A 21,432-nucleotide genomic window follows, 5' to 3' on the forward strand; every position below is an offset into this window, starting at 1 on the left:
GAAGATTTATGGCAACTGGACTGTTAAAAAAGGTATTCGGCACCAAGTCTGAGCGAGAGGTGAAAAGTCTCTACTCGATTGTAGAAAAAATTAACGCCATCTTCAAAACCCTTGATGGAAAGTCTGATGAGGAACTGGTTACCCGTACCAGAGAATTCCAGGAGATGGTCCGTGCCGCTGGCAGTCAGGCTGCCGATGAATCGAGGAAGCAAGACCTCTCAAGGGAAGAGGTGGATAAAATGGCTTACGAAGTGGAGGTTGCTGTTCTGGAAGAAATTCTCCCGGAAGCCTTTGCCATGGTAAAGGAGACATGTCGCCGGCTCACAGGTGAGCAGTGGAAAGTGGTTGGCCAGTCCATCACATGGGATATGGTACCGTATGATGTTCAGCTCATCGGTGCTGTAGTCCTTCACACCGGGAAGGTGGCTGAAATGAAAACGGGAGAAGGAAAAACACTCGTTGCCACCATGCCAATATACTTAAACGCCCTCACGGGCCGGGGCGTTCATATCGTTACAGTGAACGACTACCTTGCTCAACGGGATGCTGAATGGATGGGCAAGATTTATGAAAGGTTAGGACTTACTGTAGGTTCTATGCTTAACCAGATGAATAATGATGAACGCCGTGAGATTTACCGGCGGGATATAACCTATGGTACTAATAATGAATACGGTTTTGACTATCTCCGGGACAACATGGCTCTTTCTCAGGAAGAACAGGTTCAGCGGGGTCACGCATATGCCATCATAGATGAGGTCGATTCAATTCTCATAGATGAGGCAAGAACACCTCTAATTATTTCTGGTGCTGTAGATCATCCTACTGACTCAAAATACAAAGAGCTTAAGCCCCTTATTCAAAGATTGATCAGGAAACAGACTTCCCTTGCTAATTCGCTGGTTGGTGAAGCGGAGCAACTGTTGGAGGAAGGGAAAGAGAGTGATGCCGGTTACAAACTGTTGCAATCATCGAGGGGCGCGCCTAAGAATCGGCGGCTTCAAAAGGTTTTTCAAGAACAAGGTACACGCAAGCTGGCACTAGATGTAGAGTCAGAATACATGCGTGATAAGCGACTCCATGAAGTGGATGAAGACCTTTATTTTTCTATCGATGAGAAAAGTAACGTTATCGATCTTACTGAAAAAGGCAGGACAGCTTTGGCTCCGGAGAATCCGGAGATGTTTGTTATTCCTGATCTTGGTGAAATACTGCACGATATTGATACAAATTCTGCATTGGACGTACAACAGCGCGGTGAGGCGGCTGAGGAGGCGCGCCTTTTACACAGCTCCCGGAGCGAACAGATACATAATTTAACACAGCTCCTTCGGGCCCATTCCTTATATGAGAAGGATGTGGACTACGTAGTACAGGATGGCAAAGTGCTCATCGTGGATGAGTTCACCGGACGTATCCTTGCGGGGCGACGCTACAGTGAAGGCCTTCACCAGGCATTAGAGGCCAAGGAAAATGTGACCATCGAGCGGGAGACGCAGACACTCGCTACCATCACCATCCAGAACTATTTCAGGCTATATAATAAACTGGCTGGTATGACGGGAACAGCTGAGACAGAATCGGAAGAGCTTCACTCCATTTACGGTCTGGATGTAACAGTTATTCCAACTGACCAAAAGGTTGTGAGGGATGACCGAGATGATCTCGTTTACAAGACGAGGCGAGAAAAATTTAACGCTGTTCTGGATGAGATCGGTGACTGCCATCAGCGGGGCCAGCCTGTGCTTGTGGGTACCATTACTGTGGAGGTATCAGAGACTCTTTCCAGGATGCTAAAGAGGAAGGCAATTCCTCACAATGTTCTGAATGCTAAACAGCATCAGCGCGAGGCAGAGATTGTGACGTTGGCCGGGAATAGGGGAGCGGTGACAATTGCCACAAACATGGCGGGACGTGGCACCGATATCAAACTTGGTGAAGGCGTTGTAGAATTAGGCGGTCTCCATATCGTTGGAACAGAACGTCACGAATCACGCAGAATTGATCTGCAGCTTAGGGGACGGTCAGGGCGTCAGGGAGATCCCGGTTCTTCAGTCTTTTACCTCAGTCTTGAAGATGATCTTATGCGTCTTTTCAACAGCGAGCGGATTGCCTCAATCATGGACAAACTTGGTGTCGAAGAGGGTGAGGTTATCACTGCCGGTATGGTGACACGATCCATTGAGCGTGCTCAAAAAAAGGTGGAAGCCCGAAACTTCTCTATCCGGAAGCGGCTTCTTGAGTATGATGATGTGATGAATCAGCAGCGCGAGGTGGTGTATGCCCGAAGGAATGAGGCCCTTCACGGTGATGATATTCGCGATGAGATCACCGCCATACAAGGCGAGTTTGCAGATGAGTTGGTGGACCATTTAACTGAATTTGGAGATGAAAGTCACGATTGGAATTGGGATTTATTTGAAAGCGATATCTCTTCCGTATTTACCATCGAAGTGGATGATGAATTCAAGTCTCTGGAATCAGCGGATCAGTTGAAGGGAAAAATCCTTGAGAAAGCAGAAAATATCTATGCTGTTCGGGAAAGTTTTGTTCCGGTGGAGGTCATGCGTGGGTTTGAGAGGTATGTTGTCCTCCGAACGATTGATGAAATGTGGAAAGACCACCTTTACAGCATGGATCAGCTTCGGGAAGGAATCAACCTTCGCGCCTACGGTCAGAAAGATCCTCTTTTGGAGTACAAGTCAGAGGGTTTTGACATGTTCATGGAGTTCTTACGAGATGTAAACAAGAATACTGTCCAGCGTCTTTACAGAACCCGACTTCACGGAATGGATGAGGCACCTACACTTGCTCAAAGAAAGCCCAGTGGGCCCGTAAAAGTCCAGCATGATGAGGCAGTGGGCATGGGTTTTGCTGCCCAGCCCACAAATGGGCAGGATGGTCAACCAAATGCTGCACCTACACCTGGTAAGGCAGAACCTGTCCACGTGGGTAAGAAGGTTGGGAGGAATGAGCCTTGTCCCTGCGGCAGCGGAAAAAAATATAAGAAGTGTCATGGTAAATAATGGAGACTATTTAAGCCGCGGTGGTGGAATTGGTAGACACGCTAGCCTTAGGAGCTAGTCTCCTCTTGGAGGTGCGAGTTCGAGTCTCGCCCGCGGCACTTTCTCTATCATTAGACTTGGTTCCAATTCTGATTAGAACATTTAATGCCTACAATTAGCTGGTGAGCCAAGTTTTTGTCACAAAATCATTGAATTCCCTTTGGCGGAAACTTGGGCAGGATTGTAAATTGGTCTCCTTGGATTCTTAGGAATTCTCAGCAATTTCATAGTTAGAATAATGGAAGCGGAACAGAAAAATTCAACAGTGCGAGTCATCGTACACTCGTTTTTTGTTGTACCATTTCTAATTGCTGCTTTTGGAGTTCTCATATTTTTCATGTGGCGGCTTCTTACATATGAGCCGAAGGGTGCTGAAGAATACCTGGCTGATGTGAAGATCGGCAGTGCTACCAAAAGATGGCAATCTGCTTTTGAGTTATCAAGATTGTTGGCTAATCCCGACATGCCGCAAATCTCAGATAGATTTGTATCTGAAATGCACTCAGCTTATGAATATGCATTGCGAGATCCGGATACACGTGTCCGGCAGTATCTCATTCGAGCGATGGGTCAGACAGCCAACCCTTCTTTTGTAGTAACAATTCAAAATGCATTGAATGAATACAATGAAGATGTTGTGGCTGATGCAATATATTCCCTCAGTTATTACAACGAAATTGAAAATGTCAAACTTATTGTTCAACAAACTGATCACCCATCCGCCTTGGTGAGGAATCGGGCGGCTATTGCACTTGGTGCGATGAGTGCGGATGATTCCTTCACGGGTCTCCGGTCTCTCCTATCTGATCCTGAGCCCAACGTACGGTGGAATGCCGCTGTGTCCCTGGCAAAACATGGTGATCCATCTGGCCGCACTGTATTGTTAAACCTTCTTGACAGGTCTTACCTGGCAAGATTTGAAGGGGTTGATCGATACGAAAGTGAGCAAGCTATGATGGTTGCAATTCAGGCTGCCGCTATGCTGGATGATTCCGAAATTGATGAAGTTTTGAGAGTTCTCAGCGATACTGATGAAAACTTGAAGCTTCGAGATTTGGCAAAAAAGGCACTGAAATTGTAGGAGAGACTTGTGACGGAAGAAGTACTAAAGGAAAAAATTAAAGAAAAACAACCCGTAGCATCTGTTGGCGAAGGATCTATTAAGGAAAAAGTACAGCGGCGTTCATTTATTTCTTGGCTTGCTATAGCTTGGGTAGCTTTTGCTGCTGCAACAGGCGGATTCTTTACTATGGTGTTGAGAATTTTCTTTCCCAATGTACTTTTTGAACCTCCACAGACATTCAAAATAGGCTTTCCTGAGGATTATGAAATTGGCTTAGTAGATATACGATGGCAGGAAAAATTCGCAACATGGATTATTAGGAGTACAGAATATATTTATGCTCTCTCCACCACCTGCACTCATCTTGGCTGTACACCCAATTGGTTGGAAAATGAAAACAAATTCAAATGCCCATGCCATGGTAGCGGCTTCCGAAAGTCGGGAATAAATTTTGAAGGGCCTGCTCCCCGGCCTCTCGAGCGTTATAGGATTGTTCTAGCGGATGATGGACAGATCCTTATTGATAAAAATAGAAAATTTCAGTATGAAAAAGGACAATGGTCGGACTCTGAGTCATTCTTGGTTGTATAAAATAGTTAACATGAAAAGGAGTGACTAAAAACTGTCTCATGAGCGATAAAAAGAACATATTTGAACGGTTCGGAGATTCCCAGGTATGGAAATCTATTATCCGATCTGGTGTCCCCAGAACTCGCAGGCAAAGGATGATGTCTGTCCTTAATAGTGTTTTTTTGCATCTTCATCCGGTCAGATTACCCAGACATGCGGTTAAACTGAAATTCACATGGTGCATGGGAGGTCTTACATTTTTCTTGTTTCTGGTTTTGACCATATCTGGCATACTTCTTATGTTTTATTATCGGCCTACTGTAGAGTATGCATATACGGATATGATCGATCTTGGGGAGCAGGTGCCTCTCGGCATCATGCGGGAGATTCACCGTTGGGGGGCTCATGCTATGGTTATTACTGTATGGCTGCACATGTTCCGTGTTTTTATGACGGGATCCTATAAACCTCCCAGAGAATTCAATTGGTCTATTGGGGTAATTCTTCTTGTTCTTACACTCCTTTTAAGTTTTACTGGTTATCTTTTGCCTTGGGATCAGTTAGCCATGTGGGCAATTACTGTTGGTTCCAATATGGCAAGAGCTGCTCCTTTCCTTGGACATGAAGGTCCAGGTGCATCATTATTGTCCATTGGTGACATCAATTTTGTAAACATGGGCGCTGATGCAAAGTTTGCTTTGCTCGGCGGACGGTTCGTGGGAGAAGCAGCTTTATTGAGGTTTTATGTTCTGCACTGTATAGGTCTTCCTTTCATAGTGATGATTCTTATGGCCGTTCACTTCTGGAGAGTTAGAAAGGATGGCGGAATCTCGGGGCCCACTTAGTCCCGATAATAAGAGCAACTCAAATGGATAGTTTTAAGGATTTAATCAATTTTATTACTCGACCTACGCTGATGCTCACATTTGCTATGTTCAGCTTTCCATTCTTCTTTCCTGTAAATGATTGGTTTGACAAATGGAACAAGCGGTTGAAATTTAATTTGCTCTGGTCAAATGGGGGGCTGGTCGTAGTAATGACGGGCCTGGTTTTGTTTTTCTTGGTGGGCCTGGAAGACAGTGATTTTCGTCTTATTGTTTTCAAACCAGACAATGTTCCCATTGTAGGCCTTATTTTTCTGGTTTATTTCTTTCTTTGGGTGAGTATGAAACAGGCTGTGGATAATGATGCTCAACTTCAGTCTGGAAATAAACCAAATGAATACAATGATCCTGAAGACAAAGTTTTGGTTTGGCCTGACCTTGTCTATGTTGAATTCATTTGCCTCATCTTATGTACCTGTCTATTGCTGGTTTGGTCCATTGGATTAGATGCTCCCCTTGAAGAACCGGCCAATCCGGCTTCTACACCGAATCCTTCCAAAGCACCTTGGTACTTCCTTGGGCTTCAGGAGATGTTAGTCTATTTTGATCCCTGGCTTGCTGGTGTTGTTTACCCAACCATAATTGTTGTTGGCTTAATGGCAATTCCTTATCTGGATAGGAATCCGGAAGGTTCTGGTTTTTTCCAGTTCAAGAATAGAAGATTCGCCATTTCGATATATATATTTGGCTGGATCATTCTCTGGGTAATGTTGATTGTTATCGGAACTTTCTTAAGAGGCCCAAATTGGAATTTCTTCGGGCCATTTGAATATTGGGATTTGCATAAACTTGAGCCTTTGACTAATATCAATCTTTCAGAGATCATTTATATCAAATACCTTAATACTGGATTACCTCAAAATATTCTACTTAGAGAAATTTTTGGTATTCTACTGGTTGTTGGATATTTACTGATTCTCCCTCCTTTATTTGCAAAAACTATCTTCAAGCGAATCTATGAGAAACTGGGAAGTTTTAGCTTTGGTGTATTTGTTTTTCTTGTTTTGAGCATGTTGTCTCTACCTATAAAAATGTACTTGCGATGGATTTTTAATCTTAAGTACATAATAGCTATTCCTGAGTTTTTCTTCAATATCTGATATACCGGAATGGATAAGCAAGAGAGACATTATAACATTTTCAGTCTGAACCGGCTTTTTGCCATTTCCAGTATATTTTTCTTTGTCCTCATTGTTTGGACCTTTATAGATGATTATGATAGAAACTGGAAATATTATCAGCGTGAATTCAGAAAACTGGAATCTGATCAAACACAAAACTTACTTTCAGCGGAAAGAGAGCGAATTCAAGAGTTAGAAGAATATCAAAATGCGGAAGCCGAATTGGAGCTTGCTAAGAGTAGCCTTGATTCAAGGAAAGAAGACTTGTCTGTATTGGGGAAACAAGAAAGAAAATTGCAGGCGGTCAATTATAAAGCAGAGCAAGAATTATCGTTTATAAAGTCAGACTATGATGCCACACGTTACCGTTATGAAGATGCTGTAACCAGAGGCAATGGAAAAGTAGACAATTTGAAACGCCAGCTAGATGAACTTGAGGCTGATGTTTCCCAAAAGAATTTGATAGTTCAAGAGGCTTCAGCATCCCTTTCTTCTAAGTCTGCTGAGATTGATGAATTGAGGAAACAGGCTGATGATGCCATGGATGAGATCGGGAAGTTCTCACGGCAGGCCGATCTTTTTGAAAGAAAGCTGCGAAATATTGATCCGAGTGCCATGACGATTTCAAATCGTGTTGCCGCAGCTGTGCGCGACCTGCCCGTAATCGATTTTTTAAATCCGTACATAAAGATAAAACAGATAATTCTTCCTGAGCTCAGGGATGAATTGAATTTTATGAGAATGCCAAAAGTTGACAGATGTACCACATGTCACTTGGGCATTGACCAAGCAGGTTTTGAAGATGTACCTCAGCCATACACAACTCATCCCAATCTGGACCTATTCCTAACAAGTTCTTCTCCGCATCCTATTGAAGAATACGGGTGTACCAGTTGCCATGCAGGACGGGGAAGAGGAACTGATTTTACCACAGCATCTCATTCTCCCAGCTCTCACGAGCAAGAAGAAGAATGGGTTGAAAAATATGACTGGCATGAAATGCATCACTGGGACACTCCAATGTATCCGGCCCAATACACTGAAGCAGGATGCTTAAAGTGCCATGTAGACCAACCTTTCATTCGTGGAGCTGATGATTTGAATATGGGCTTAGCACTGTTTGAAAAGACGTCTTGCAACAGCTGTCATTATATTGAAAGGTACGATGAGACCTATGCACAAAGAGTGGGTCCCAATCTGACTTATATTTCTTCCAAAACAACAAAAGATTGGACTTACCGCTGGGTCCAAAATCCGCGTAGTTTCAGGCACAATACCTGGATGCCACACTTTTTTGACATAAAAGATGAAAACGATGATGAGGAAAAATTAAGATCAAGCCAGGAAGTACATGCTATAGTAAGCTATTTATTTAGTCGCAGTGAAAATTTCTCGCTTACATCTTTGCCAAGAATGGGTAATACGGACCGTGGTGAATACTTATTTAATAATCTCGGATGTGAAGGTTGTCATAAAATTCAGGATGAACCTGATAATAATCCTTATACCCTGGCTTCACTTCGGCAGGAACATGGGCCGAATCTTATTGGCCTTGGTTCAAAGACCACACAAAAATGGCTATATAGTTGGTTAAAAAATCCTAAAGACTATCATCCTGAGAGCCGGATGCCAAACCTTAGACTTTCGGATGTTGAAGCAACAGATTTGGCAAGTTATTTATTTAGTCTTTCGGAAGATGAGTTTATGTCTTCATCAATCCCTTCTTTTGATGAGAAGATGCAATCAGATATAGCTTTCCAGTTTTTGTCTAAAATGAATTCTGACAAAGTTGCTCGGTCTGAATTGGCTTCCATGGACATGGTTGAAAAGCTTGAATACAATGGTTCGAAGCTTATTCAGCACTATGGATGTACTGGATGTCATCTTATTCCTGGTTTTGAAGATGCTAAACGTATTGGGGTAGCTCTTGATGGCGAAGGTAGCAAACCGTTAAATAAGCTGGATTTTGGTTATTTGGACATTCCGCATTCTAAGATCAACTGGTTTACTCAAAAAGTAAAGGATCCCAAAAGCTTCGATAAAAATAAGGTGGTAGGACCTTATAACGGATTAAGGATGCCAGACTATGGATTAAGTGATGAAGAAATCGAAAGAATCGTAACTGTTATTTTGGCATTGAATAAAGATGATACCAAGAAAAAACCTAATTCAGCCCACAAAACATTTGTTGAAGCTGGGCAGTGGGTGGTTAGGAACAACAATTGTCAAGGATGTCATATCATTGAAGAACGGGGTGGAGATATTCTATCCAATTTTGTTGCCATGGAATACGGACCGCCGAACTTAAATACGGAAGGCGAAAAAGTTCAGCCTGGTTGGCTTCTTTCCTTTTTTGATAACCCTACAACAATAAGGCCGAATCTTCTGGTTCGCATGCCTTCATTCGAGCTTGGGGATGAAAAATGGAACAACCTAATCAAGTATTTTCAATATTGGGATGGGCAGACCACACCATATGAAGGTGATTATACACCTCAAAAAAACAATGTTGGCTACCGCGCTGGTATAAAGCTCCACGAAATGGGTGCTTGTAACAATTGCCATTATTATGGCACTACCCAACCTCTTCAGACTCCTCAAACATGGGCTCCAAATATGGCGCTAACCAAAGAACGTTTAAGACCTGACTGGGTTATGGAATGGTTACGTGATCCTCAAAAAATTATGCCAGGCACAAAAATGCCGAAGCCATATATCCCGGCGCCTGAGGAATTAACTTCATCCGATGCTTCAGAAATATTTGGGACAGAGATAATGAAACTTTCTGGCGATGATGAGGCCATGCTTAGAGGACTTACAGATTATGTTTATGCTATTCCTGGAAAGGTTGATATTTCGTCTGAAATAGCAACTTTCTTCAGCAAAAATGGTTACGATTTCCTTGAGGACTTAGAGGAAATTGATGATTGGGATGATGAGGAGTGGGAAGACGAAGAAGAGTGGCAAAATTAAAGCCACTTAATTGTTCTAATTAAGAAGGAGGATACTCTCATGAGTTATCGGTCAAGAGCAACATTTATTTTGACAACAGGGCTTATATTTTCCAGCATTCTCACTGCTGGTGGCATAAAGGGTACAGTAAAGTATGAAGGTAAAGTACCAAGGATGAAGCCAATCAAGATGGCCGCTGATCCAATTTGTGACGGTAAACACGCTGAAGGCCCAGCTCGTTTAGAATGGCTTCTGGCTGGCAGTGAAGGAGAGTTAAAGAACGTTTTTGTCTACGTGAAAGAAGGGCTTGGCGACAAAAAATTCGCCGCTCCTGAAAAGGTAGCAACCATCGATCAGAACGGTTGTGTTTACAAACCACACATTCTCGGTGTTCAAGTTGGACAGAAAATAGAGATATTGAATAGTGACGGTACCCTCCACAATGTTCATGCGATGCCCAAGAAAAAAAATAATGTTGCTTTTAATGAGGCTATGCCAGGCGCTCGTAAGAAAGTCACGAAGAAATTTGATGAAGCCGAAATCATGGTAAGAGTGAAGTGTGATGTTCATCCATGGATGGGAGCCTTTATTGGTGTCCTCGATCATCCTTTCTTTTCAGTAACTGATGAAAATGGCAATTTTGAAATAGAAAATTTGCCTCCCGGCACGTATACTGTCGAAGCTTGGCATGAGCGATTACCAGCGAAGACCGTTACGGTTACAGTTCAGGCTGATGGAGATGCTACAGCTGACTTTGTTCTTAAGCGTCCACCAAAAAAAGAATAATCTGAAATAATTTGTGTTTAAAATATATTTGATCTAATGATTAGGAGAGTGTAGTGGCAGAGCATCATCACCACGAGCCTTTCTGGCGGAAATATATATTTTCTGTTGATCATAAAGTAATCGGTCTACAGTACGCTATCACGGCTATGTTTTTCCTTTTGTTTGGATTCTGCTTGATGTTGATAATGAGATGGAATCTGGCTTACCCCAGCGAAGTTGTTCCTATTGTTGGCAAACTTCTTTCTGAAGAGGGAATGCTGACCCCCGATGGGTATAACTCATTTGGTGCTATGCACGGAACGATCATGGTGTTTCTTGGTGTGGTGCCTTTGGCTGTGGGTGGATTCGGTAACTATGTTCTACCTCTTCAGATTGGTGCTCCTGACATGGCTTTTCCGAAAATTAATATGGCCAGCTATTGGTCATTTTTTGTGGGTGGTGTACTCATGCTGGCCAGTTTTTTCATGCCTCAGGGCACTGCGAGCTCCGGCTGGACTATGTATGCACCCCTTTCGATCATTGCTGAAACTGGAGAAACCATCTGGCTCTTTGGCATGATATTTCTGATCACATCATCCCTTTTAGGTTCGGTTAATTTTATTGCAACTGTCATCCAGTTGCGTACAAAAGGTCTTACTTGGATGAGACTGCCCTTTTTTGTCTGGACTCAGTTTGTTACAGCATTTTTACTCCTGCTTGCATTCCCTCCTTTGGAGGTAGCGGCAGTTTTTCAATTGATGGATAGATTGGCTGGTACAAGTTTTTTCCTTCCATCGGGGCTCTACGTGGGGACTGAAGTGCTGAATGTAGCAGGAGGTGGAAGCCCTCTTTTATGGCAACATCTTTTCTGGTTTCTTGCTCATCCCGAGGTTTATGTTCTGGTTCTCCCAGCCATGGGGATAGTGGCAGAGGTGCTCGCAAATAACACCAGGAAGCCTCTTTGGGGTTATCGTTCCATGGTCTATTCGTTGATTTTCCTCGGCTTTATGTCATTTGTTGTCTGGGCCCATCACATGTTTCTCACAGGAATGGGAACTACCATGGCTGCATTCTTTCAGACGACTACCATGATTATCTCCATCCCCTCTATCATTATTCTGTCGGCATTTTTCATTTCACTCTGGGGCGGTTCCATCAGGTTTAACACACCCATGTTGTTTGCCCTGGGGTTTCTGCCCATGTTTGGGATAGGCGGACTGACGGGTCTCCCTTTGGGATTAGCTTCAGCCGATATTCATCTTCATGATACATATTATGTTATTGGCCATTTCCATTATGTTGTAGCACCGGGAACCATCTTTGCTCTCTTTGCCGGAATTTATTACTGGTTCCCAAAGGTAACTGGAAAACGGATGAACGAAGGACTCGGCAAGATCCACTTCTATGGTTCTTTCATCTGTATGAATGGAGTTTTCAGTCCCATGTTCATCCAAGGTCTGGCTGGTGTCTCAAGACGATTGTATGATGGTGGAACCACTTATCTACATGCTCAACCTGTTCTCCAATGGAATGAATTCATGACCATGGCAGCATTGGGGCTAGGGTTATTCCAGTTTTTCTTTATTGCGAATCTGTTTATCAGTCTTGCTAAGGGTGAGAAAGTCTCCAGCAATGCATGGGACGCTACCACATTGGAATGGGCTGCTGCGCCATCTCCACCGCTGCCTCATGTCAACTTTGAGAAAGTACCGGATGTCTACCGTGGACCTTATGAGTACAACACGGATGGAGCTAACGGTCAAAATCGTGACTTTACTCCACAACATGAAGCTGTAAAGGGTTAGACTGATGCAGATTCCGTACACTGTCAAGGCTCGACCAGATACAGGACTTTACAACGCCAAGATCGGTATATGGCTTTTCCTGGCATCAGAAGTGATGCTATTTGGTGCATTGTTCTCATCATACATTCTTTTGCGGACTGGAGCCACTACTTGGTTTGTGGGATCGGAGGAACTCAGTGTTCCTATAGGTACTTTCAATACAATGGTACTTATTGTTTCAAGTGTAACTGTGGTGATGGCGTGGGCTTCCCTTAGAATGGACGACTTCAAGAAATATAGACTTTACATGGGTCTCACCATACTTCTTGGACTGACTTTTCTGGTTGTAAAGATTATGTTTGAGTATATGCCAAAAATTGAACATCATCATATACCAAGTACCCATAATTTTTATGCTACCTACTTTGTGTTGACGGGTCTTCATGCTCTCCACGTGGTTGGAGGCCTCATTGTTAACGCTTATTTCTGGGGCCCAGGTGCCAAAATGTGGGAGACAGCCCCGGAGCAGTTTACTAACCGCATTGAGATTGCTGGTCTTTACTGGCATTTTGTTGACATTGTATGGATTTTTCTTTTTCCTACAATCTATCTCTTATAAGGTGAGGTATGAACGCGACACAAGATATCAAGAACGAGATTAATAGTTACATAAAAGTGTTCGGTGCCTTGGCCGTTTTGACGGTAGTAACTGTAGCTGTGGCTTCGCTTAAGTTCAGTATTGGTTTGGCTGTACTTGTTGCCATGGTGATCGCCACGGTAAAAGGCTCGCTTGTAGCAAGTTTTTTTATGCATTTGGCTCACGAAAAAAAATTGATTTATCTATTGCTCTTTATCACGCTTGTTTTTTTGATGTCGCTATTGTTCATAACATTTGGAACAATAGGCGATCAAGTTGGAGTGAAAATTGTCCCTGAAAGCATTTCATCTGGCGTTCATTAGTCTTTCCACAGCACTGACTTTTGGGTTTGGAGTTTGGACCTTCATTGAAGGTAGTGGAAACTTTACTGTGTACGGGTTGCTCTCTTTCCTTTTCGGAGTGGCTTTAATAGTTTATGGAGTCAAATTTCTGAAAAAGTTTCGTGACGTAAGTTATTTATGAAAAAAATCTCTAGACTTGCATTTGTCTTTGCTTCAATTTTTTGTCTGATTCCTGGAATTGCATCAGCATGTTCGGTCTGTTTTGGTGCACCTGCAGACCACCCCATGACTGAAAGTCTTAATTTGGCAATCATTGCTCTCATAGGTGTTACGGGAACCGTTCTCGGTGGAATTTCCACCTTTTTTATCTTCTTGGCACGTCGTGGGAAAAAGTTTAGCGAGATCATGGAAATATATGATTCACATAATGGAAATGGGAGAGCACATTAATGCTTGATTTGCTCCGCAATCTTGGGTTGGCTGAAGGTTATTCAGCGCAGTCGCCAGCCGTGGATAGTGTCATTTCATGGAGTCACATTCTGATGTTAATTTTATTTGTCGGATGGGGATCTTTTTTCATCTATACATTAATCCGATTTCGACAGAAAAAGAATCCTGAAGCTGATCCAGTAGGTGTTACAAATCATTATTCCACGTATGCAGAAGTCGGTGTAGCAGTGTTTGAAATTGTCCTTCTCATTATTTTTTCTTTTCCGGTTTGGGCAAGCCGTGTAGAGGAAGTGCCTGACAGAGCTGAGGCAGAAGTCATTAGGGTTGTGGGACAGCAGTTCAAATGGAATATTCACTACCCAGGTGATGATGGTGTTTTTGGCCGAACGTCGGCTCATCTTATTGATGATCAGGCACTGAACTTTATCGGTTTTGATAAAAAAGATGAGGCAGGTCAGGATGACATTATCCCAACGCAGGGGCATCTTCACTTGCCTGTGAATAAAGATATCCTGATAGAGATTTCTACAAGAGATGTTATCCACAGCTTTTCTATCCCTGTCATGCGTGTGAAGCAGGATGCCATTCCAGGGATTCGAATCCCAACATGGTTTACCCCTATAAGAACAGGTTCATGGGAGATTGCCTGTGCCCAACTTTGCGGAAACAGCCATTATGAAATGAAAGGGTATGTTCACGTCCACACCCAGCAGGGATATGATGCATATATGAAAACATTGGCCGTCGTAAGGGATGTGGATGACTACGACTATACTTTTGAAGCGGAAAGCACACTAAGTAAAGCCATCAATGCTCTAAAGGAAGGTAACGCAGGGCAGGCTGAAGATCTGGCATTACAAGCATTGTCGCAGGCTGAAGAAGCCAAAGTAGAGAAGGAGGCAGCTGGGGACGACGAAGATGATGATTGGGGAGAAGAGTGGTAACTTTTACCTGACACACCCACCTCAATTTCAAGGTGGCTTCTACTTTTTCTTACATTAAAAACTCACAGACTTGGTTAAGGCGGTACTCTAAGTTCACCGCCTTTTCCACTTTAGGGCTCATCTTTGCAGGTGGTTTGGTTACAAGTACAGGTTCGGGACTCGCCGTACCAGATTGGCCCAATACTTATGGTGAATTCATTTTCACCTTTCCTTATTCAAAATGGGTGGGTGGAATATTCTACGAACACCTCCATAGACTACTCGCGTCTTTTGTCGGTTTTTTAACGCTTGTTCTTTCAATTTGGCTTTGGAGAACTGAGCCGCGGCCGTGGATGAAAAAGCTCGGTTTGTTTGCTCTTGGGGCGGTCATTGCACAGGGAATTCTGGGTGGACTTACAGTGTTATTTCTACTCCCCACGGCCATATCCATGACACACGGTATCCTAGCACAGACATTTTTCTGTATCACCATCTTTATCGCCTATTCTCTTTCAAAAGAGTGGAACTCCTCTCGTTCATCCTTGGCCAGAGTTGAAAATGAATCGTTTGTTTGGTGGAGCATAACTCTGACAGGGTTGATTTATGCTCAGCTGATTTTAGGTGCTCTCATGCGCCATACAGGTTCGGGGCTGGCAGTGCTTGATTTTCCTTTTGCAAACGGGAAAGTAATCCCAATACTTAGCGACCTACTGCTCTTAAACATAAACTATGCTCGTTTTGATCTGGGGCTGGAGCCCGTCACAATGGGTCAAATTATAGTTCATATGCTTCATCGGTTAGGGGCGGTTTTGGTATTGGTTACAGCTGCGGGACTGACAGTTCAGACAATAAGACATCAGCGCGGGGAAGATAAAATCTTTTTGCCTGTACTGTTCTTCGATCTTCTACTGCTGACTCAAATAGCGCTGGCTGCTTTTGTTATTTGGAGCATCAAGGCGCCCATCATTACCACCTTCCACGTCTGGACAGGTGCTCTGCTTCTTGGAACATCATTTTTCCTTACCCTCCGTTCTTTGCGGGTACTCATCCCCGAAGGAAGATTGCAATTGATTTTTCAACGTCAACCTTTAACAGTAGAAAAATCCAACGGGTTAAAGGGTTATCTCTTAAGTCTTTGGGAAATGATGAAACCGAGAATTGTTTCATTGGTTTTGGTGTCAACTGTAATTGGGTATTACCTCGGTGCCGTGGAATCGGGAAAGTCGATCTTGACTGAGCCGTGGATGTTAATTCATACTCTAATAGGGACAGCTTTTGTGGCGGGAGGCGCTGGTGTTCTCAATCATTATCTTGAGCGAGACCTGGACAGGCAGATGAAAAGGACAATGAAACGGCCCATACCTTCCGGCAGAGTTAAGCCCAATGCAGCAAGGAGGTTCGGGATTTACATATCTGTTATGGGAATTATCTATCTGTTTTCAGTCGTCAATATCCCTACGGCAGCTGTGGCCTTTCTCACACTTTTTCTCTATTTAATCATTTATACGCCACTGAAAATGAAGACCACTTGGAACACGTTAATAGGTGCCATTCCCGGCGCATTGCCAACTCTGGGTGGTTGGCTTGCTGCCAGTGGGAGTCTTGAAACTGGCGGATGGATTCTTTTCGGGATTCTTTTCCTTTGGCAGATACCCCATTTTTTTGCCATTGCCTGGTTATACAGACATGACTACGGGCGGGTCGGTTTTAAAATGCTTCCTTCGGTAGATCCTTCAATGAGAAAAACGTCCGCTTTTTCTGTTTTATTCTGCGTACTATTGATTCTTTGTACAACATTATTGCATTTGAATGGTAGTGCCGGCAAGGTTTTTATGTGGGGATCGCTATTGCTTGGCTTCACCTTTCTTGCGCTAGCCATAGATGCTTCCAGAGGGTGGACAGAGGTGAGAGCACGCCGCCTTCTGGCGGGATCCATCATCTATCTCCCGCTTTTACTCGTAATCATGGTAATTGACCAAAGTTTATTGTAATGGAAGATCCAATGTGCTTCTTTGGAGTTTAGGAGGAATGACATGTCTTTATTGAAAGATAAACGTTTCTGGCTTTTCGTCACTTTTGGTGTCATTATCCTTGTGGTGAGTCTGAGACGCCAAGACAGCAAAAAGAGTGAGTTGCCCATTCTTGGAAAGCTCATTGATTTCCAATTGACGGATCAAAATGGAGAGATTTTCAGTAAGGAAGATTTATTAGGGAAAGTTTGGGTGGCTGACTTCATCTTCACCACCTGTGCTGGGCCGTGCCCCGTTATGTCAGGCCAGTTCGCCGAGCTTCAGTCACGGTTTTCAAATGCACCAGATTTAAATCTTCTATCGATTTCTGTGAATCCAGATTATGATTCACCGGAGATCCTCCGTGAATACGGCGGCCGGTACGGAGCAAACTACAACAAGTGGCGTTTCCTCACAGGGGACAGAGAAGCAATACACGAACTTGCTGTTGACGGATTCAAAGTTGGTTCGGTTGAGGATCCCATCTTTCACAGCACCCGATTCATCCTTCTCGATGACAAAGCGAGGATCAGAGGTTATTACATCAGTTCAGAGCTTGAGGAGATGCAACAGTTATGGCGCGATGTTGAACTTCTGGCGGTAGTAACACCTTGACAACACTTCCCGTTCTCGGCGAGAAGTTTTGGCTCAGGATTATCTACATCTTTTCAGCCGTTCTCGCTTTTGCAGTCGCTTTCCTCATTCTCGGGCCGCGGCCGGATGGTATGGAAGCGGCCGTTGATGTTTCCGGGCTTCCTACAATCAATGCTATTTTGAATCTGACAACGACAGTTCTCCTGGTGGTAGCCTACGTTTTTATCCGGCAGAAAAAGATTTCTCTTCACAAAAATACGATGTTGACCGCTTTTGGCACTTCAGCTCTTTTCCTAGTGACTTATGTGATCTACCACTGGTTCAAGAGTGGCCCAGCCCATTATGCCGGAGAGTGGCATACGGTATATTTCTTTATCCTTTTTACGCACATCATTCTTGCGGCGGTTATCTTGCCTCTGGCCATGGTTACTCTGTATCGCGGCTGGACAATGAATGTCCGGAAGCACCGTAAGATTGCCAAAATAACCCTACCGATCTGGCTCTACGTTAGTGTTACAGGCGTTATAATCTATTCGATGCTCTACCTTTAGGTTGAGCTCTGGCTCACACGTTAAGAAATCTATTTCTTTCGCTATTTTGTGACAATTCTACTAGGTGGCTCGATTTGATTTCAGTAGGGAGTTGACTAATTTCCCTCTGCATGAAGACTCTTATCTTTACCACCGCACTTCTATTTTTCCCGCAGATTGCTCTTGCTGAAGATGTTTATCAACTGGTGCGAGTTTATTATACTGGACCTCAACAGTTGAGGACAATTGCTGAAACGGGCATTCCCATGGATCATATCCGACACAAGAGGGGTGTTTACGTAGAATTGACAGCCAGTGAGGTGGAAGTGGCCAGGCTGGAATCGCAAGGTTTTGAGGTAGAGGTGATGGAGCCAAATCTTCTTGAATTCTATCAGTCCCGTTTTGACCGAAGATTTCGGGCTTATGACGATTTCAAACTGGGATCCATGGGTGGGAATTACACCTTTGCGGAAATGGAGGCCGAACTCGACACACTTCATTTTCTCTATCCCAATCTTGTCTCCGAGAAGATGAGTATCGGAAAATCAGTAGAGGGCAGGGACATCTGGACCGTGAAAGTTTCTGATAACGTTGATCTTGATGAAAACAGCAACGAGGAGTTGGAATCGCGCATTCTTTACACGGGACTTACCCATGCCCGTGAACCATTAGGTATGATGAATCTTATCTATTTTATTCATCACCTTTGCAAAAACTACGGTATAGAAAAATTACCTACTGATATTCTCAATAACCGCGAGTTATGGTTCGTACCTTGCGTTAATCCTGATGGTTACGTCTATAACCAGACTATAGCACCAGAAGGGGGTGGAATGCACAGAAAAAACAGAAAGGATACTAACTGTGGAGAAGGGACAACCCGCGGAGTTGACCTGAATCGGAACTTCAGCTATAGGTGGGGCACCGACAACGAAGGATCGAGTCCCGATCCGTGCTCTCCATCATATCGGGGCAGTGAAGCCTTCTCTGAACCGGAATCGTCTGTTCTAAGAGATTTCATGGCATCCATGAGATTCAGGAATGTACTTCATTATCACTCGTACAGTAATCTGTTGATTCATCCGTACGGCGACGGCTCTTATCCTCCTGAACCGGACCTGTCAATGTTCAGGGCGTTTGGCAGAGAGATGACAATGTTCAATCAATACCATGTGGGTACAGGTATTGAGACAGTCGGCTATACTGTTAATGGCGACGCTGTGGACTACTCCTACGTGAAAGAACAGATGGTCGCTTTTACACCTGAGGTAGGTGACTGGGAAGATGGTTTTTGGCCGTCCAGCAATAGAATTGGCCCATTGTGCCAAGAAAATCTCTGGCCAAACAGCTATTTTGCAAAGATGGCAGGAACGGTTATGCAGGCCAACCTTATTGGAATAGATGGTGTCTATTTTCAGTCTGGTGAGACGACGTCAAGGAAAGTGTCCTTCCGAAATGCAGGTCTCAGAAAAAGTCTGGGCAATGTCACTGCTACTGTCAATCCTCTTGACAGCGCTGTGAGAATCGATGCCATATCCATTAATCTAGGTCTTGTTGAAAGGCGTCAATTTTTAGCTGATACGTCGACTGTGCCAATAAGTGTGACCGCCGACGTTCCACGCGGCTGTTCAAGTGGACTGGTTTTTCATTTTATTGATGACAACAGAGAAGTGCAGATTGATACTATAGGTTTTGTCATCGGAGCGCCTGACATCAGTTTTAATGAAGATGGTGAGTCGGATATGAATCAATGGCGTCAGTCGTCGTGGGGTTCCTCGAATGAGGCATACAGTGGCTCAGCATCCATCACGGACAGCCCCGATGGTAACTACAGTGCCAACAGTGTCAAGAGTCTGGTGATCGATTCACCCATCGATCTGACTAACGTCTCCAACAGCCGACTGGTTTTCTGGGCAAAATGGGACATTGAAGATGATTACGATGGTGTCTCCATTGAAGTGCAGGCAAATGGCGGTCCTTGGATTTCCTTACCGGGTAAATACACCAAGAAATCCTCAGGTTCAGGTAGTGGGCAGCCCAAAGGTAGTTTTGTTTATGACGGAAAGCAGATAGATTGGGTCAAAGAATCCATTGATCTTGATGCCATCGAAGGATTCGGTGAAGTTCTCATCCGTTTTGTCTTCAGATCTGACGAATACACGGAAGAGGACGGTTTCTATTTTGATGATCTTCAACTTTTGACCTATCCTGCTCTTGATGTGGCTTCAGGTGATCTAACGGGTGATTGCCTCATCGATGTTGCTGATTTGTTGAAATTGGTGGATCTGGTGATGTGGCCTAGTTCCGCATCAGATAATGAAAGGTCCAGAGCTGATATGAATCACGATTCACTCTTGAATGTTCTCGACATCGTCAAGCTAGTAGACAAAGTTCTGGGGTCATGACCGCTCCTGTTTGGGAATCATATTGTCTGGATGTAGATTTGAAAACAATGGATTACTATTATTGAGGAGTAGGTAATAATGAGTGAATTTCTTGATGAAGAATCTCAGCAAATGGATGAACAAGAGTTTAAAGTAGAAAAAGAATTGGGAGAAGGCATCTCAATCCATGATTCGATTAATACTCTTAGTCTCCGAAAAATGGTTTTGGCCAAGAGTGGAACTACGATTCAGTCTGTCATTGAACTATTTCAGTCAAAGAGGGTAACCTGCGTTCTGGTTGGTGACGAAAAACTCCAGGGTATTTTTACTGAGAGAGATGTCATTATGAAGCTGGCGGGTAAAGGGTTTGACTACAATAAGGAGATTGTTGACGATTATATGACACATTCTCCGGAAAGTTTGCGCGGACGTGACTCTATAGCCTTTGCCTTAAACAGGATGACAGAGGGTGGTTTCCGACATGTTCCAGTAATAGATGATGAAGGAAAACCTGTTGCTATTGTTAGTGTTTTAGATATTGTGCGCCATCTTGCTGAATTTTTCTCAGCGGATGTACTTAACCTTCCCCCAACACCACTGAGAGAGCAGAAAAGCGCGGAGGGCGGATAAACTTCCGTTAACTAAAATTGCGCCGTCTCGCGCCTATTCTTTCACTCACTCTTGTTTCACTTTATTTAGGATGCGCTGCTCATCCTACCATCGCAGACCATACATTGAAAAAAGGTGAGAAGTATTATGGTTATACGCTGTCGACGGAAAATATTTTCCCTGTAATGTTTTATCGTTTCGGCCTTTCAGATGTGAGTGATCTTGGTCTTCGCGTTGGTGTGCCCATCTATGGTTCAGGTATTGATTATTCGAGGACGCTGTTTGAAAAAGGTAAGAAACGAGATGTTCTTAATGTGGGTTGGAGTTTATCACCAAATTCGAGCTATGACTTCACCTATTTTAAATTCCGGGACGGAAAGAAAGAAGGAGACACAATCTACTGGGCTTTTCGGAGTATGATCATACCAGATGGTTCCTATGCTGAAAGTGGTCAGAGTACGCGTATAGGTTTTCTCATGGGCCTCTATCGGAAGAGTAGATTTGGAATAGAGGCTGGCTATTTTCACGATTTTGCTAGTATGCCTCTTTCAAAAATTTATGTGTCTTCGTGGGATGAATATATCAATAAGGATAAGAATAAGGCCAAGTATGGTAGATTTGATGTTCCCCACGTATCTCCTGGCGGTTGGCCGACGCAACATTCGCGTCTGGTAGGGTTCTCTTTGAGGGTCACTTTCCCTCTGGGTTATAAGGCACAGAAAGAAGCGGAAGAAAAAGAGCAATAGCAGACTTATCCCCGTCCGTCCCGGTTTTAGATTATAACTGGCTC

Annotated in this window: 17 protein-coding genes and 1 tRNA gene; all 18 read left to right on the forward strand. The window is 43.7% G+C overall.

Translation table 11 applies throughout. The features are described 5' to 3' along the window. The first annotated feature begins 8 nt into the window (after positions 1-8). Complete coding sequence (gene secA, locus EYO21_04570; protein ID HIB03084.1) at positions 9-3,026, forward strand: preprotein translocase subunit SecA; 3,018 nt, start codon at positions 9-11, stop codon at positions 3,024-3,026. A 14-nt stretch (positions 3,027-3,040) separates the two neighbouring features. Then, a tRNA-Leu gene (locus tag EYO21_04575) sits at positions 3,041-3,124 on the forward strand. Between the two features lie 179 nt (positions 3,125-3,303). Further along, positions 3,304-4,146: a HEAT repeat domain-containing protein gene (locus EYO21_04580; GenBank protein ID HIB03085.1), complete on the forward strand. Its 843-nt coding sequence runs from the start codon at positions 3,304-3,306 to the stop codon at positions 4,144-4,146. Between the two features lie 168 nt (positions 4,147-4,314). After that, complete coding sequence (locus EYO21_04585) at positions 4,315-4,719, forward strand: ubiquinol-cytochrome c reductase iron-sulfur subunit (GenBank protein ID HIB03086.1); 405 nt, start codon at positions 4,315-4,317, stop codon at positions 4,717-4,719. 38 nt (positions 4,720-4,757) lie between these two features. Further along, positions 4,758-5,543 (forward strand): DUF4405 domain-containing protein, encoded by a 786-nt coding sequence (locus EYO21_04590; protein ID HIB03087.1) that lies wholly within the window; start codon positions 4,758-4,760, stop codon positions 5,541-5,543. Between the two features lie 191 nt (positions 5,544-5,734). Continuing rightward, on the forward strand, positions 5,735-6,682 hold the full coding sequence (locus EYO21_04595; protein ID HIB03088.1) for a cytochrome C: 948 nt from the start codon (positions 5,735-5,737) through the stop codon (positions 6,680-6,682). A gap of 9 nt (positions 6,683-6,691) precedes the next feature. Further along, the gene (locus EYO21_04600) at positions 6,692-9,676 is read left to right on the forward strand and encodes a c-type cytochrome (GenBank protein ID HIB03089.1); all 2,985 of its coding nucleotides are present in this window, start codon (positions 6,692-6,694) and stop codon (positions 9,674-9,676) included. Between the two features lie 39 nt (positions 9,677-9,715). Beyond that, positions 9,716-10,441 (forward strand): hypothetical protein, encoded by a 726-nt coding sequence (locus tag EYO21_04605; GenBank protein ID HIB03090.1) that lies wholly within the window; start codon positions 9,716-9,718, stop codon positions 10,439-10,441. Positions 10,442-10,587: 146 nt separating this feature from the next. Further along, positions 10,588-12,225 (forward strand): cytochrome C oxidase subunit I, encoded by a 1,638-nt coding sequence (locus tag EYO21_04610; protein HIB03091.1) that lies wholly within the window; start codon positions 10,588-10,590, stop codon positions 12,223-12,225. Between the two features lie 4 nt (positions 12,226-12,229). Next, the gene (locus EYO21_04615; GenBank protein HIB03092.1) at positions 12,230-12,823 is read left to right on the forward strand and encodes a heme-copper oxidase subunit III; all 594 of its coding nucleotides are present in this window, start codon (positions 12,230-12,232) and stop codon (positions 12,821-12,823) included. An 8-nt stretch (positions 12,824-12,831) separates the two neighbouring features. Continuing rightward, a complete protein-coding gene (locus EYO21_04620; protein ID HIB03093.1) occupies positions 12,832-13,164 on the forward strand; it encodes a hypothetical protein in 333 nt (110 codons plus the stop codon). A gap of 428 nt (positions 13,165-13,592) precedes the next feature. Next, on the forward strand, positions 13,593-14,537 hold the full coding sequence (locus EYO21_04625) for a hypothetical protein (protein ID HIB03094.1): 945 nt from the start codon (positions 13,593-13,595) through the stop codon (positions 14,535-14,537). Between the two features lie 32 nt (positions 14,538-14,569). Further along, complete coding sequence (gene cyoE, locus EYO21_04630) at positions 14,570-16,507, forward strand: protoheme IX farnesyltransferase (protein ID HIB03095.1); 1,938 nt, start codon at positions 14,570-14,572, stop codon at positions 16,505-16,507. Positions 16,508-16,549: 42 nt separating this feature from the next. Beyond that, entirely contained in the window at positions 16,550-17,140 is a 591-nt protein-coding gene (locus tag EYO21_04635) for an SCO family protein (protein ID HIB03096.1), read from the forward strand. Further along, on the forward strand, positions 17,137-17,670 hold the full coding sequence (locus tag EYO21_04640) for a DUF420 domain-containing protein (GenBank protein HIB03097.1): 534 nt from the start codon (positions 17,137-17,139) through the stop codon (positions 17,668-17,670). Before EYO21_04635 ends, EYO21_04640 begins: the two co-directional genes overlap by 4 nt. A 110-nt stretch (positions 17,671-17,780) precedes the next feature. Next, positions 17,781-20,054, forward strand: a complete 2,274-nt coding sequence (locus tag EYO21_04645; protein HIB03098.1) for a hypothetical protein — start codon at positions 17,781-17,783, stop codon at positions 20,052-20,054. A 78-nt stretch (positions 20,055-20,132) separates the two neighbouring features. Beyond that, positions 20,133-20,663 (forward strand): CBS domain-containing protein, encoded by a 531-nt coding sequence (locus EYO21_04650; GenBank protein HIB03099.1) that lies wholly within the window; start codon positions 20,133-20,135, stop codon positions 20,661-20,663. 17 nt (positions 20,664-20,680) lie between these two features. After that, the gene (locus EYO21_04655; protein ID HIB03100.1) at positions 20,681-21,388 is read left to right on the forward strand and encodes a hypothetical protein; all 708 of its coding nucleotides are present in this window, start codon (positions 20,681-20,683) and stop codon (positions 21,386-21,388) included. The last annotated feature ends 44 nt before the right edge of the window (positions 21,389-21,432 follow it).

Source organism: Candidatus Neomarinimicrobiota bacterium (assembly GCA_012964825.1).
Classification (GTDB): domain Bacteria; phylum Fidelibacterota; class Marinisomatia; order Marinisomatales; family S15-B10; genus UBA2125.